The sequence below is a fragment of the Streptomyces sp. NPDC057280 genome, from assembly GCF_042668605.1.
In the GTDB taxonomy this organism is placed as follows: domain Bacteria; phylum Actinomycetota; class Actinomycetes; order Streptomycetales; family Streptomycetaceae; genus Streptomyces.
The window spans coordinates 332,169-345,998 of sequence record NZ_JBHUYR010000005.1 but is presented as its reverse complement, the minus strand read 5'-3'; the positions used below and the strand labels follow the sequence as shown (position 1 = coordinate 345,998).

The window sequence follows — 13,830 nt, the reverse complement described above, 5'->3', positions numbered from 1 at the left end:
GTGTGTCGCACGATCTGGCTGATATTTCGAGCTTTTTTTGTGACCGATGCGATCAGCAGGCCGCCGAGGGCGCGAATTTAATGCCCTGAGACGGTCACCGACCGATCATTCTCGAACATATATTCAATTTCCCGGGTCTATGCAGGATTCCCCGGCGTGTTCTGCGGGTTCCCGGGCGTGTGGTGCGGCGCCTTCTGTGAGCGTGCCCGCTGCCACCGTGCGAGCAACCCTTCCGGCACCTCTTCCGCCGTGAGCGCGAAGACGAGATGGTCACGCCAGGCTCCGTCGATGTGGAGATAACGGGGTCTGAGGCCCTCCTCACGGAATCCGAGTTTCTCCACGACGCGTCGGCTGGGCCCGTTCTCGGGACGAATGCAGACCTCGATGCGGTGCAGACCGACGGCCCGGAAACAGTGGTCCACGACCAGCGCCACCGCCGTCGGCATCACGCCACGGCCGGCCACCGACTCGTCCACCCAGTAGCCGACGTGCCCCGAGCACATCGAGCCCCAGGTGATCCCGGCGACGGTCAACTGCCCGACGAGCCGCCCCTGGTACTCGATGACGAACGGCAGCATCCGGCCCGCGTTCGCCTCGGAGCGCAGATGACGCACCATCTGCCGGTAGGTCGGGCGGTGCGCGATCGGCCCGCTGGGCGTGGGCGGCGGGATGGTCGCCTCCCAGGGGCGCAGCCAGTCGCGGTTGCGCCGGTTGACCTCGCGCCACGCCCGCTGGTCGCGCATCTTTATCGGCCGCAGGACGACATCGCCGTCCGCGAGCACGACGGGCCAGGATGGGCTGTTCAGCTCACACCCCCATTACCGGCGCCGGGTCTGGGATGGTCGCCGCCGCGGATCTGGTCGACGGCGTGGGTCAGCAAAGTCTCCAGGACGGCCAGTCCGTCCTTCACCCCGCCGGTGGAGCCCGGCAGGTTGACGATCAGCGTGCGTCCCGCGACCCCGGCCAGCCCTCGCGAGAGAGCCGCGGTCGGCACCTTCTCCCGTCCGAACGCCCGGATGGCCTCGGCGATGCCCGGCACCTCATGGTCGATCACCCTGCGGGTGGCCTCGGGAGTGCGGTCGGTGGGTGAGATGCCGGTGCCGCCGGTGGTGACGACGGCGTCGTAACCGGCCTCCACGGCGGCGCGCAGGGCCGCTTCCACGGGATCGCCGTCGGGCACGACCTGGGGCCCCTCGACGGCGAAACCGAAGCTCTTCAGTCCCTCGGCGACGAGGGGGCCGCCCTTGTCCTCGTAGACGCCGGCGGCGGCACGGTTGGAGGCGGTCACGACCAGCGCGCGGTACGGCGCGCGCTCGACGTCATGCGCCCCGGCGCTCACGCCCGGCTCCAGTCGCCCGACTTGCCGCCTGTCTTCTCCTCCACACGCACGTCCGTGATGACCGCTCCCTTGTCGACCGCCTTGACCATGTCGATCACGGTGAGCGCGGCGACGGAGACCGCGGTGAGGGCCTCCATCTCGACGCCCGTGCGGTCCGTCGTCTTGACGGTGGCGAGGATCTCCACGGCGTCGTCCGCGACCGACAGATCCAGTTTCACACCGGACACCGCCAACGGGTGGCACAGCGGGATCAGGTCCGGGGTGCGTTTGGCGCCCATGATCCCCGCGATCCGCGCGGTGGCGAGGGCGTCACCCTTGGGGACTCCCTCGCCGCGCAGCAGTTCGATCACGCGGGGCGAGACGAGGACGCGGCCGCTGGCGCGGGCGGTGCGCGCGGTCACGTCCTTCTCGGATACGTCGACCATGCGGGCGGCGCCCGCCTCGTCGATGTGCGTCAGTCGGTCCTGCGTACTCATGCTGTGTGGCGCTCCCGGTCTCGGCCCTTCGCGGTGCGGCGCAGGGGCCTGCTGTGCGCGACACGGTACCGCCAACCAGGAGCACTCAGCCGAGCAGGACCACCTCGACCTCGGTGCCGGGCTCGACGCTCTCCACGTCCTCCGGGACGACGATCAGCGCGTCGGCGTGCGCGAGGGCCGCGACCAGGTGCGAGCCGGCGCCGCCGACGGGGGTCACCGCGCCGTCGGCGTACGTCCCGCGCAGGAACTGCCTGCGCCCCTTGGGCGAGGTCAGCGCCTTGCCCGAGGTCAGCTTCGCGCGCGTACGCGGCCGGTGGACGTCGTCCAGTCCCATGAGGGTGCGGATCGCGGGGCGCACGAACAGCTCGAAGGAGACGTACGACGACACCGGATTGCCGGGCAGCGCCAGCAGGGGGGTGTGGTCGGGGCCGATGGAGCCGAAGCCCTGGGGCTTGCCGGGCTGCATGGCGAGCTTGCGGAAGTCGATGCCGCTGCCCGCCTCGTCCTCGTCCCCCACGTGCGAGAGGGCTTCCTTGACGACGTCGTACGCCCCGACGCTCACGCCGCCCGTGGTGACCATCAGGTCGGCGCGGACGAGCTGGTCCTCGATGGTGTCGCGGAGGGTCTCGGCGTCGTCGGCGACGGCGCCCACGCGGTAGGCGATGGCGCCGGCGTCGCGGGCGGCGGCGGTGAGGGCGAAGCTGTTGGAGTCGTAGATCTGGCCGCTGCCCAGGTCCTCGTCGGGCTGGACGAGTTCGCTGCCGGTGGACATGACGACCACGCGCGGGCGCGGGCGCACGCGTACGGTGCCGCGGCCGATCGCGGCGAGCAGGGCGATCTGCGGCGGGCCGAGGACCGTACCGGCTTCGAGGGCGCGGTCGCCGGCTTTCACGTCGCTGCCCTTGGCGCGTACGTGCGCGCGTGCCTCGGCGGGCCGGTACACGTGCACGTGTCCTTCGGCGCCCTCGGGGGCCAGTGCGCGGGCGCGCATCCCGGTCACGGGTCCCTCACCGAGGCCTCCGTCGGTCCATTCCACCGGTACGACGGTTTCGGCGCCGGGCGGCAGGGGGGCGCCGGTCATGATGCGGGCGGCCTGGCCGGGGCCCACGTGGAGCAGGTCGGCCTGGCCCGCCGCGACGTCCCCGACGACGTCCAGGACGGCGGGGAACTCCTCGCTCGCGCCCGCGACATCCGCGACCCGTACCGCGTACCCGTCCATGGAGCTGTTGTCGAACGGCGGCAGGGAGACCGGCACCGTGACGTCCTCGACCAGGACGCAGCCCTGGGCGTCGAGGAGTTGCAGCTCGATGGGTTCGAGGGGGCGGACGGTCGCGAGGATGTCCTCCAGGTGTTCGTCCACCGACCAGAGGTGGTCCTGGCCGGTGGTGCGGGGCGCGGCGTTGCTCAACGTTGCTACATCTCCTCGGCTACGTAACTGCGAAGCCAGGTCCGGAAGTCCGGGCCCAGGTCTTCACGTTCGCACGCGAGTCTGACAATGGCACGCAGATAGTCGCCACGGTCGCCGGTGTCATAGCGGCGGCCCTTGAAGACGACGCCGTGCACGGGGCCGCCGACCTTCTCGTCCGCCGCGAGCTGCTGGAGGGCGTCGGTGAGCTGGATCTCGCCGCCGCGACCGGGCTCGGTCTTGCGGAGTATGTCGAAGATGTGCGGGTCGAGGACGTAGCGGCCGATGATCGCGTAGTTGGACGGGGCGTCGGCAGCGGCGGGCTTCTCGACCAGGTCGTGGACCTTGACGACGTCGCCGTCGTCGGTCGGGTCGACGGCCGCGCAGCCGTAGAGGTGGATCTGCTCGGGAGCGACCTCCATGAGGGCGATGACGCTGCCGCCGTGCTGCTCCTGCACCTCGACCATCCGCTTGAGCAGCGGGTCGCGCGGGTCGATCAGGTCGTCGCCGAGGAGGACGGCGAACGGCTCGTGCCCCACGTGCGGGGCCGCGCAGAGCACGGCGTGGCCGAGGCCCTTGGGGTCACCCTGGCGGACGTAGTGCATCGTCGCGAGGTCGCTGGACTCCTGCACCTTCGCGAGCCGTCCGGCGTCGCCCTTCTTCTGAAGGGCGGATTCCAGCTCGTAGTTGCGGTCGAAGTGGTCCTCGAGGGGGCGCTTGTTGCGGCCCGTGACCATGAGGACGTCGTCGAGGCCCGCGGAGACGGCCTCCTCGACCACGTACTGGATCGCCGGCTTGTCGACGACCGGCAGCATCTCCTTGGGAGTGGCCTTGGTGGCCGGCAGGAACCGGGTGCCGAGGCCTGCTGCTGGGATGACAGCCTTGCTGATCCGAGGGTGCGACTGAGTCATGCCCGCAACCTTATCCGGTGCCTTTGCAGGGAATCTGAGGCTCCGGTTAATTAACCCTGTTATGAGCCTATTGAAAGGATTAGGGAGCGGACTGTGAGTCACCTCGGACGTCCTGACGAGCCTGACAAGCGAATGTTGCGGCGAGAGTTCCTCTCGGTGAGAAGCAGGTTGACGGCCGATGACCTGCGGGAAACGGCGAACGCGCTGGCTAAGCGGGCGCTCGGGCTGCCCGAGCTGGCGCAGGCGCGCACGGTGGCGGCGTACGTCTCAGTGGGGAGCGAGCCCGGCACGCTCGCGCTGCTGGACGCGCTGCGCGCGCGGGGCGTGCACGTCCTGCTCCCCGCGCTCCTGCCCGACAACGACCTGGACTGGGGCGCGTACGCGGGCGAGGGCTCTCTCGCGCGCGTACGGCACGGCGGGAAGATGGCCCTCTTCGAGCCCGCGGGCGACCGCCTGGGCCCCGACGCCGTGACCGCCGCCGACGTGGTGCTGCTGCCCGGTCTCGCGGTCGACGCGCGTGGCATGCGGCTGGGGCGCGGCGGAGGGTCGTACGACCGCGTGCTCGCGCGCCTGGAGCGAGCGGGTGCGCATCCCGCGCTCGTGGTGCTGCTCTACGACTCCGAAGTCGTCGAGCGCGTCCCGGAGGAGGCGCACGACCGGCCGGTGGACGCGGTGGTGACGCCGTCCGGCGTGCGCCGTTTTCGTGATGACGCCCGGGCGGCGGATCGCTGAACGCTCAGGGGGCGTGCGGCGGGCGTGCAGCGGTTGATTCACGCCCTGCACTCGTGCATCGCGCCCGGCGTGCGCGAAGGGCCCCTCCACACGCGGGTGGAGGGGCCCTTCGGTTGTTCGTGTTCAGCGCGCTTCAGCGGTTCACGGCTTGAGCACCAGGGTGTCGCTCGTGCTCTTGTCGACCGCGTCCTTGGTGAAGGACCAGTCCAGCAGCTCGCCCTTGACCCACTTGCTCGTCTGGTCGGTGTAGTGGGCGCTGTAGGCGTGCCCGGAGGTGCCGGTGAGGTTGATCCACTTCGACTTGTCGAGGTCGCCGAGGTTGACCACCATCCGCATCGACGGCACCCAGACGACGCCGTAGCCGCCGGCGGCGTTCCAGCCGGTCGCGTTGACCGTGGCCTCGCCGCCGCTGAGCTTCCAGGGTCCGCGGTTGAGGATGTACTTGATGATCCCGGGGCCCTCGGTGCCGAGGGTCTGGTTCTTCAGGAACAGGCGGTGCAGCCGGCCCCAGCTCCAGGTGTCGATGTCCTTGCCGAGCTTGGCCGTCAGCTCCCAGCGGGCGTCGATCATGGCGCGCTTGAACAGCTGGTCCCGGTTGGTGGCCTCGGGGCGGTCCCCGACGCCCCCCGGCGTCTTCCACCAGTCGCTCTTCTCGTCGTTCATGAGGTTGCGCACGACCTCGAACCAGCGGTCGCCGCCGTCCGGCTGCGCCTGGTCGGGGTCGCGCTGGCCGCACTCGCGGACCTTGGTCTCCTCGTCGACCGGGCCGGTGCTGTCGGCCTTCTCGACCCACAGGCACTGGCCCTCGACGCGGAGTTCCTTGGGCAGCTTGTTGCCGAAGGCGAGCTTGAGGATGTTGCGCCAGACCGCGTTGAAGTAGGCGGCGGCCGCGGAGTCGGCGTCCTGGGTGTAGTCCCAGCCCTCCAGCAGCTTCTGCGCCTCGCGGACGTCCTTGTCGTCGATGTCGATCTTCAGCAGTGTCGGCACGAGCAGCTTGGCGATCTCGCTGCTGTTGTCGACCTGCATCTGGCGCATGTCGTCGGTCGAGATCTTGCCGCCGTCGTCGATCTTCGACTGGATCAGGTCGGTGATCCGCTGGCTGCGGGTGCCGTAGCCCCAGTCCGTGGTGAGCGTGTAGGGGTACTTGTCCGGGTCGATCACGGCCTGGTTGGCGGTGACGATGTAGCCGCGCGACGGGTTGTACTCGTAGGGCAGTTCACCCTGCTTGATCCAGCCGGTCCAGCGGTACTTGGAGTCCCAGCCGGGCTGCGGGATGGAGCCGTCTACGCCCTTCGCGCGCGTGGGGATCCTGCCGGGCAGCGTGTAGCCGATGTTCTTGCTGTCGGCGTAGACCAGGTTCTGCGACGGCACCTCGAAGAGGGCGGCCGCGGCGCGGAAGTCGTTCCAGTCGGCGGCCTTGTCCATGGCGAAGACGGCGTCCATGGTGGTGCCCGCCTGGAGGGCGGTCCAGCGCAGGGCGATGCCGTAGCCGTCGCCGCGGTCCGGTGCGGCGGCGTCGACGGTGGCTTTCTTGCCGACCTTGACGAGTTCGTCGTCACGGTCGGAGAGCAGAGGGCCGTTGTTGGTCTCGCGGACGACGATCTTCTTGGACTTGCCGCCGGCGACCTTGATGGTCTCCTCGCGCGTGGTGAACGGCAGCGTCTTGCCGTCGTACAGGTAGCCGTTGCCGCTGAGCTTCTCCAGGTAGAGGTCGGTGACGTCCACACCGGAGTTGGTCATGCCCCAGGCGATGTTCGCGTTGTGGCCGATGACGACGCCGGGCATGCCCGCGAAGGTGTAACCGCTCACGTCGTACTGGCACTTGCTGGAGACGGTGCGGCAGTGCAGGCCCATCTGGTACCAGACGGACGGCAGCGAGGCCGACAGGTGCGGGTCGTTGGCCAGCAGCGGGCTGCCGGTGATCGTGTACTTGCCGGAGACGACCCAGGCGTTGGAGCCGATGCCGTTGCCGTTCACACCGACGGCCGCGGGGACGTCGTCGAGGACGTCCTGGAGGCCCGCCAGCTGGCCCTGGAGGGCCGTGGAGGCGGACGAGGTGCCGCTGGTGCCCGTCGCGCCGCTCGTGGAGCCTGAGGCGGTCGTGGAGCCGCCCTGCTCGAACGTCTGGGTGAGCTCGTTGTACTGGCCCTCCTGGACGATCGCCTTGTTGCGGCTGTACGGGTAGTCCGGGTACAGGTCGGCGATCTGCTTGGGGCCGAGGCGGCTGGTCATCAGGGCGCGGTCGATCTCGTCCTGCATGTTGCCGCGCAGGTCCCAGGCCATCGCCTTCAGCCAGGAAACCGAGTCGACGGGCGTCCACTGCTCGGGCTTGTAGTCGTTGGTGAAGCCGAGGGCGGCGTACTCGAGGGAGATCTCCTTGCCGTCCTTGCCCTCGAGGTAGGCGTTGACCCCCTTGGCGTATGCCTGGAGGTACTTCTTCGTGGAGGCCGACAGCTTGGTGTCGTACTCCTTCTTCGCGATGCGGTCCCAGCCGAGGGTGCGCAGGAACTCGTCGTTGTCGACCTGGCCCTTGCCGAACATCTCCGACAGGCGCCCGGAGGTCATGTGGCGGCGCACGTCCATCTCGTAGAACCGGTCCTGCGCCTGGACGTAGCCCTGCGCCATGAACAGGTCCTCGTCGGTGGAGGCGTAGATCTGCGGGATGCCGTAGCTGTCGCGCTTCACGTCGACCGGGCCCGACAGGCCCTCGAGCGTGATCGAGCCCTTGGTCTGCGGCAGGGAGGCGCGGACGGTGCTGATGGACCAGTACGCCCCGTAGGCGATGCCCCCGATGATGGCCAATACCAGGACGAGGACGATCAGACGGGCTTTGCGCCCCTTTTTCCTGCCGGACTTGCCGGGCTTCTGACCCGATGAGGCGGTGGTGTTGGGGGGCATCGCTGTCCTTGCTGTCCTAACGCGAGCGGCAGGGCGGGCTGTCCTTTTGAATGAGCGCTGGAGCAACCATAGGCGCAGGGCCCGACGCCACTTGACGCGGAGTCGGCAACCCGAATGGCCGGGCGTTCGATCTTGCCTTGAGGAGTGTCAAGAAATCGCCAAGAGTTAGGTAAGGTAACGAAGTACTTGGGTGCGGAGACCCGCCACTTCGTGTCCTATGTACGTGAGCCCACGCGCGTGATGCCCGCGGGCCAGGGAAGGGAACAGCCGCTGACCGTCCACGACCTCAACCAGCTCCTGCTCGTCTGCTCGCTCGTCCTGCTCGTCGCCGTCGCAGCGGTCCGGATCTCCTCGCGCAGCGGGCTCCCCAGCCTGCTCGTCTACCTGGGCATCGGCATCGCCATGGGCCAGGACGGCATCGGCGACATCAAGTTCGACAACGCCGAACTGACCCAGGTCATCGGATACGCGGCTCTGGTCGTGATCCTGGCCGAGGGTGGCCTGGGCACGAAGTGGAAGGAGATCAAGCCGGCGTTGCCCGCCGCGTCCGCGCTGGCGCTGGGCGGGGTCGCGGTGAGCGTCGGGGTCACGGCGACGGCCGCGCACTACCTGATCGGCCTCGAGTGGCGGCAGGCGCTCATCATCGGGGCGGTGGTGTCCTCCACGGACGCGGCCGCGGTCTTCTCGGTCCTGCGGAAAATCCCCCTCCCCGCGCGCGTGACCGGCACGCTGGAGGCCGAGTCCGGCTTCAACGACGCCCCCGTCGTCATCCTCGTCGTCGCCTTCTCCACCGCCGGACCCGTCGAGCACTGGTACCTGCTGATCGGCGAGATAGCCCTGGAGCTGGCCATCGGCGCGGCCATAGGGCTGGCGGTCGGATGGCTGGGCTCCTGGGGGCTCAGGCACGTGGCGCTGCCCGCCTCCGGCCTCTATCCGATCGCCGTCATGGCGATCGCCGTGACGGCGTACGCGGCGGGCGCGCTGGCGCACGGCAGCGGCTTCCTCGGCGTCTACCTCGCCTCCATGGTGATGGGCAACGCCAAGCTCCCGCACTGGCCCGCCACGCGCGGTTTCGCCGACGGGCTCGGCTGGATCGCCCAGATCGGCATGTTCGTCCTGCTCGGCCTGCTCGTCACCCCGCACGAACTCGGCGACGACGTGTGGCCCGCGCTCGTCATCGGGCTCGTGCTGACCATGGTCGCGCGCCCGCTCAGCGTCGTGCTCTGCCTGGTGCCGTTCCGGGTGCCGTGGCAGGAGCAGACCCTCATGTCCTGGGCCGGGCTGCGCGGCGCCGTGCCCATCATCCTGGCGACCATCCCGATGGTGAACGGCGTCGACGGCAGCCGCCGCATCTTCAACATCGTCTTCGTCCTGGTCGTCGTCTACACCCTGGTCCAAGGGCCGACGCTCCCCTGGCTCGCCCGCAAGCTGCGCCTGGGCCAGGACTCCGAGGCCGCAGATCTCGGTATCGAGTCGGCGCCCCTGGAGCGGCTGCGCGGGCATCTGCTGTCCGTCGCGATCCCCGAGGGGTCGAAGATGCACGGCGTCGAGGTCAACGAGCTGCGGCTGCCTGCCGGGGCCGCTGTCACCCTGGTCGTCCGCGATGGAAAATCGTTCGTTCCGCTGCCCACGACGGTGCTGCGCCGCGGGGACGAACTGCTCGTCGTCACCACGGACCCGGTCCGGGACGCGGCGGAGAAGCGCCTGCGCGCCGTGGGACATGGGGGCAAGCTGGCCAGCTGGCTGGGGGCGAACGGCGCGGCGCCGGGGCACTGACCGAAGCGGGGCACGGCTGGGCGTGCGCGGGGGCGCCCGGAGGGAGCCTGCGCTACGCGCCTCAGTGCGCATCATGTCGTTAAGGGCGCGTTTCACACAGTTCACACCCTCCCTCATCGCAGGTGAACGCCGCCCATGGTGCTTGTTTTCACAGGAACATCACCCGTTGATCCCTGTACGATGAAGGCGCACCCTGATCGAACCAACTCTGCCTGACGCAGAGCTGGCGCGACCGTATGGCGGCCGGGACACCCTCGCAGTGGGCGCCGGTATCTACCGCAGTTCCGCGCATGAGGACAGCTCTCGGCGCCCCCGCACGGGCGCGCTACCAGGCGGCAGAAAGGCACGGGCCGTGGCATCCACGGTCACCACCGAGCCGTCGAAGGACTCGCCGGCTTCCTCCCGCCCCGGATACGGGCAACTGCTGCGCACGCGCGGCGCCTGGACGTTCCTGCTCCCCGGCTTCGCGGCACGCCAGCCCTTCGCGATGCTGACGATCTCCATCGTGCTGCTCGTGCAGCACACCACCGGCTCGTACGGCGCCGCGGGCGCCGCGGCCGCTGTCACCGGTGTCTCCATGGCGCTGTTCGCGCCCTACAGCGGCCGCCTCGCCGACCGCTACGGCCAGCGCACCGTACTGATCCCCGGCGTGCTGGTGCACGCGCTGTCGGGTCTGACCCTGACGGCGCTCGCGCTCTCCCACGCGCCCCTGTGGGCGCTGTTCATCGCCGCCGTTCCCACGGGCGCCTCGGTGCCCCAGATCGGCCCCATGGTGCGCGCCCGCTGGGGCGTGAAGCTCCAGGGCTCCCCCCTCATGAGCACCGCGGCGGCCTTCGAGTCCGTGACGGACGAGCTGACCTTCGTCGTCGGCCCGCTCCTGGCCACCGCCCTTTGCACCGCGGTCGACCCGGCTGCGGGCCTGATGACGGAGGCCGCGCTGACCCTGGTCGGCGGTCTGCTGTTCGCCGCGCAGAAGGGCACGCAGCCCCGGGTCGCGGTGGACGGGCACGCGCGCGTGGAGCACGCCTCCGCGCTGCGCGTCCCCGGCGTGCGCGTGTTGATCGTGGCGTTCCTGGGGATCGGGTCGGTCTTCGGGGGCATGCAGGTCTCACTGGCCGCGTTCACCGAGTCGATCGGCGAGCCCGGCCTGAACGGTGTCCTGTACGGCGTCTTCGCCGCGGGCAACATGCTCTCCGGCATCGCGTGCGGCGCCATCGCGTGGAAGGTCGCTCCGCAGCGGCGCCTGGTGCTCGGGTACGCGGCGCTCGCGCTGACGGCCTCCGGCCTGTGGGCCGCGCACTCCGTGCTCGCGCTGGCCGGGCTCGGCCTTCTGGTCGGCATGTCCATCGCGCCGGCGCTGATCACCGGCTACACGCTGGTCGAGAGCCTGGTGCCGGCCGGCGCCCGGACCGAGGCCTTCACCTGGCTGACCGGAGCGGTGGCGCTCGGCCAGGCCGGCGCCGTCACGGTCGCCGGGCAGTTGGAGGACCGCTTCTGGGACGGTGCAGGATTCCTGGTCCCGATGATCGGCACACTGCTCGCCCTGGCGACGCTTCTGACCCTGCGTTCACGGCTCGTGGCGCGCCCTCGGAGCCGTACGGTCGCACGTGGCGTCGGTCACCGCGTGCCGGTGACGGTGGACTGATCCTCAGGAATACGTCACTATGGACCGTCGTTAGCACTCATTGAGTGAGAGTGCCAGGAGGAAGACAAGTGCCGACCTACCAGTACCAGTGCACCGAGTGCGGCGAGGGCCTCGAGGCGGTGCAGAAGTTCACCGACGACGCCCTGACCGAGTGCCCCAACTGCGGTGGCCGCCTGAAGAAGGTGTTCTCCGCGGTCGGCATTGTCTTCAAGGGCTCCGGTTTCTACCGCAACGACAGCCGCGGCTCCTCGTCGAGCAGCTCGCCGGCGTCGTCGAAGCCGTCGACGTCCACCACGTCGTCCTCGTCCACCTCGACGTCGTCCTCGGACTCGAAGCCGTCGAGCAGCGGCACCTCCTCCAGCAGCAGCTCCGCCGCTTAAGGACTCCTCACGCGAGACCCTGTCGTCGTACGACGGCGGGGTCCTCGGTGTTTCCTGAGCCCGGTCCGGCCCACCGCCGGGGGCAGCTACTGTGCTGGTCATGGCGAACGCAGAGATCGGCGTAATCGGCGGCTCGGGCTTCTACTCGTTCCTCGACGACGTGACCGAGATCCAGGTGGACACCCCCTACGGCCCGCCCAGTGACTCCCTCTTCCTCGGTGACGTGGCGGGCCGACGCGTCGCCTTTCTGCCCCGGCACGGGCGCGGCCACCATCTTCCGCCGCACCGGATCAACTACCGCGCCAATCTGTGGGCGCTGCGGTCGGTGGGCGCCCGCCAGATCCTCGGTCCCTGCGCCGTGGGCGGGCTGCGCCCCGAGTACGGGCCCGGCACGCTGCTCGTACCAGATCAGCTGGTCGACCGTACGAAGTCCCGGGCGGGAACGTACTTCGACGGGCTTCCGCTGCCCGGCGGCGATGTGCCCAACGTGGTGCATGTGTCGCTGGCCGACCCGTACTGCCCTGCCGGCAGGACGGCGGCGCTGAAGGCGGCGCGCGGGCGGGACTGGGAAGCCGTGGACGGCGGGACGCTGGTCGTGATCGAGGGGCCGCGCTTCTCGACCCGTGCCGAATCGTTGTGGCACCAGGCCCAGGGCTGGTCGGTCGTGGGCATGACCGGCCACCCGGAGGCGGCGCTCGCCCGCGAACTCGAGCTCTGCTACACCTCGTTGACACTGGTCACGGACCTCGACGCGGGCGCCGAGACCGGTGAGGGCGTCTCGCACGACGAAGTGCTGCGGGTCTTCGCGGCCAACGTCGACCGGCTGCGGGGCGTGCTGTTCGACGCGGTGGCCGCACTGCCGGCGAACGAGGAGCGGGACTGCCTGTGCACAACGGCCCTCGGCGGGATGGATCCGGGCTTCGTACTGCCCTGACGCGGCACGGCCCGTGCGCCTGAAGGGCGGAACTGCCCGTTCGGGTGAGGGAGTTGTCCACAACGAGTCGGTGGTCCACCTGTCCCGGCTGGATTCGGCGCGAGGCCTCATCGTGGCCTTGCAAACCGGTCCCTCGTCACAGGTGGTGGTCCCGTGTCCTTCGCTCCTTCTCCTTCTCCTCTTGTTCCGCGCCCGCCGGGCACCGATGCCCCGGCCACGTGCGAGGTGCCGCATTTCGCTCCCGTGCGGGTCCGGGGCGGGCGTTATCCACTGGCCAGGCTCGTACGGCATCGCAGGCGGGCCGTCGCGGCGGGCCTCGCCGTCACGGCCGCCGCGCTGCTGGCCACCGGCCCGGGCGAGGCGGACGGGGCGCGCGGGCACCCGGCGGCCGCGCCGGTACGGGAGCAGCGCGCCATCGAGATGGTGACGGCACCGGTGCGTATCGCGGACGGGGCCACGGTGCTGCTGTTGCGGCCGGGCGACCGGGTCGACGTGATCGCCGCCGAGTCGACGGCGGCGGGCGGTGAAGCGCACGTGATCGCGCGCGGGGCGCGGGTGAAGAAGGTGCCGGAGCCGCTGGAGGGCGCCGCTGAGAATGGGGCGCTGGTCGTGCTCTCGGTGCCGCGGCCCGTCGCGGCGCGCCTCGCGGGCGCGAGCGCGACGGCACGGCTGGCGGTGACGCTGTGTTGAGCCATGTGATCCGCCTGTTGCGCGGATTTCTGTCAAGTCCCCCTTTCGAGCTCCCCAAGTGGACAGGGTCACCTCCGGTTGACGTAGGTTGCGGAGCTGTTTGTTCCACAACCTGTTCGTGCGAGGAGAGTCCCCTAGGTGAGCGAGAAGAAGCCGAACGTCTGGGATGGCTTCAAAGCCTTCCTGATGCGCGGGAACGTCGTCGACCTGGCCGTGGCGGTGGTCATCGGCGCGGCCTTCACCAACATCGTCAACTCGGTGGTGAAGGGCGTGATCAACCCGCTGGTCGGGGCGATCGGGACCAAGAACCTCGACAACTACAGCTCGTGCCTGAAGGACCCGTGCAAGGTCGCGGCGGACGGCACGGTGCAGAGCGGTATCCCGATCATGTGGGGCACCGTGCTCGGCGCGACGCTGAGCTTCGTGATCACCGCGGCGGTCGTGTACTTCCTGATGGTGCTGCCGATGTCGAAGTACCTGGCGCGCCAGGAGGCCCGCAGGAAGGCCAAGGAGGGGACGCACGAGATCATCGAGGTCACCGAGCTGGAGGTGCTCAAGGAGATCCGCGACGCGCTGGTCGCGCAGCGCGGCTCGGGCCACGACGAGCGGTAGCTGCCGCCAGGGCCCGCCGGCTGTGGCGGGCC

The 13,830-nt window shown here is 69.9% G+C and carries 13 protein-coding genes; 7 read left to right on the top strand and 6 right to left on the bottom strand.

Features of this window, described 5'->3' with window-relative positions; translation table 11 throughout:
• Positions 1–137: 137 nt before the first annotated feature.
• From ACFUO4_RS29115 to galU, 5 genes are all read right to left on the bottom strand, one after another.
• Entirely contained in the window at positions 138–782 is a 645-nt protein-coding gene (locus ACFUO4_RS29115; RefSeq protein WP_079312662.1) for a GNAT family N-acetyltransferase, read from the bottom strand.
• A gap of 20 nt (positions 783–802) precedes the next feature.
• Entirely contained in the window at positions 803–1,339 is a 537-nt protein-coding gene (locus ACFUO4_RS29110; RefSeq protein ID WP_383490474.1) for a molybdenum cofactor biosynthesis protein B, read from the bottom strand.
• Positions 1,336–1,815 carry a cyclic pyranopterin monophosphate synthase MoaC gene (gene moaC / locus ACFUO4_RS29105; protein ID WP_059196052.1) on the bottom strand — a complete coding sequence of 160 codons (480 nt, stop codon included), beginning with the start codon at positions 1,813–1,815 and terminating at the stop codon, positions 1,336–1,338. Before moaC ends, ACFUO4_RS29110 begins: the two co-directional genes overlap by 4 nt.
• Positions 1,816–1,900: 85 nt before the next feature.
• Positions 1,901–3,223 (bottom strand): gephyrin-like molybdotransferase Glp, encoded by a 1,323-nt coding sequence (glp, locus tag ACFUO4_RS29100; RefSeq protein WP_079312664.1) that lies wholly within the window; start codon positions 3,221–3,223, stop codon positions 1,901–1,903.
• Positions 3,224–3,228: 5 nt separating this feature from the next.
• Positions 3,229–4,131 (bottom strand): UTP--glucose-1-phosphate uridylyltransferase GalU, encoded by a 903-nt coding sequence (galU, locus tag ACFUO4_RS29095; protein ID WP_079312666.1) that lies wholly within the window; start codon positions 4,129–4,131, stop codon positions 3,229–3,231.
• A gap of 132 nt (positions 4,132–4,263) precedes the next feature.
• On the opposite strand from galU, the gene ACFUO4_RS29090 reads away from it, so the two are divergent.
• Complete coding sequence (locus ACFUO4_RS29090) at positions 4,264–4,863, top strand: 5-formyltetrahydrofolate cyclo-ligase (RefSeq protein WP_383490471.1); 600 nt, start codon at positions 4,264–4,266, stop codon at positions 4,861–4,863.
• Between the two features lie 141 nt (positions 4,864–5,004).
• On the opposite strand, the gene ACFUO4_RS29085 is transcribed toward ACFUO4_RS29090, so the two are convergent.
• On the bottom strand, positions 5,005–7,761 hold the full coding sequence (locus ACFUO4_RS29085; RefSeq protein ID WP_383490469.1) for a penicillin acylase family protein: 2,757 nt from the start codon (positions 7,759–7,761) through the stop codon (positions 5,005–5,007).
• Positions 7,762–8,001: 240 nt separating this feature from the next.
• Between ACFUO4_RS29085 and ACFUO4_RS29080 the strand changes: the two genes are divergently transcribed.
• From ACFUO4_RS29080 to mscL, 6 genes are all read left to right on the top strand, one after another.
• Positions 8,002–9,537 (top strand): potassium/proton antiporter, encoded by a 1,536-nt coding sequence (locus ACFUO4_RS29080; RefSeq protein WP_383490755.1) that lies wholly within the window; start codon positions 8,002–8,004, stop codon positions 9,535–9,537.
• A 352-nt stretch (positions 9,538–9,889) separates the two neighbouring features.
• Complete coding sequence (locus ACFUO4_RS29075) at positions 9,890–11,182, top strand: MFS transporter (protein WP_383490467.1); 1,293 nt, start codon at positions 9,890–9,892, stop codon at positions 11,180–11,182.
• A 68-nt stretch (positions 11,183–11,250) separates the two neighbouring features.
• The gene (locus ACFUO4_RS29070; RefSeq protein ID WP_079312671.1) at positions 11,251–11,562 is read left to right on the top strand and encodes an FmdB family zinc ribbon protein; all 312 of its coding nucleotides are present in this window, start codon (positions 11,251–11,253) and stop codon (positions 11,560–11,562) included.
• Positions 11,563–11,662: 100 nt separating this feature from the next.
• Complete coding sequence (locus ACFUO4_RS29065) at positions 11,663–12,496, top strand: S-methyl-5'-thioadenosine phosphorylase (protein ID WP_383490465.1); 834 nt, start codon at positions 11,663–11,665, stop codon at positions 12,494–12,496.
• Positions 12,497–12,649: 153 nt separating this feature from the next.
• The gene (locus tag ACFUO4_RS29060) at positions 12,650–13,186 is read left to right on the top strand and encodes a hypothetical protein (RefSeq protein WP_383490463.1); all 537 of its coding nucleotides are present in this window, start codon (positions 12,650–12,652) and stop codon (positions 13,184–13,186) included.
• A 138-nt stretch (positions 13,187–13,324) separates the two neighbouring features.
• Positions 13,325–13,798: a large conductance mechanosensitive channel protein MscL gene (mscL, locus tag ACFUO4_RS29055; protein ID WP_079312673.1), complete on the top strand. Its 474-nt coding sequence runs from the start codon at positions 13,325–13,327 to the stop codon at positions 13,796–13,798.
• The last annotated feature ends 32 nt before the right edge of the window (positions 13,799–13,830 follow it).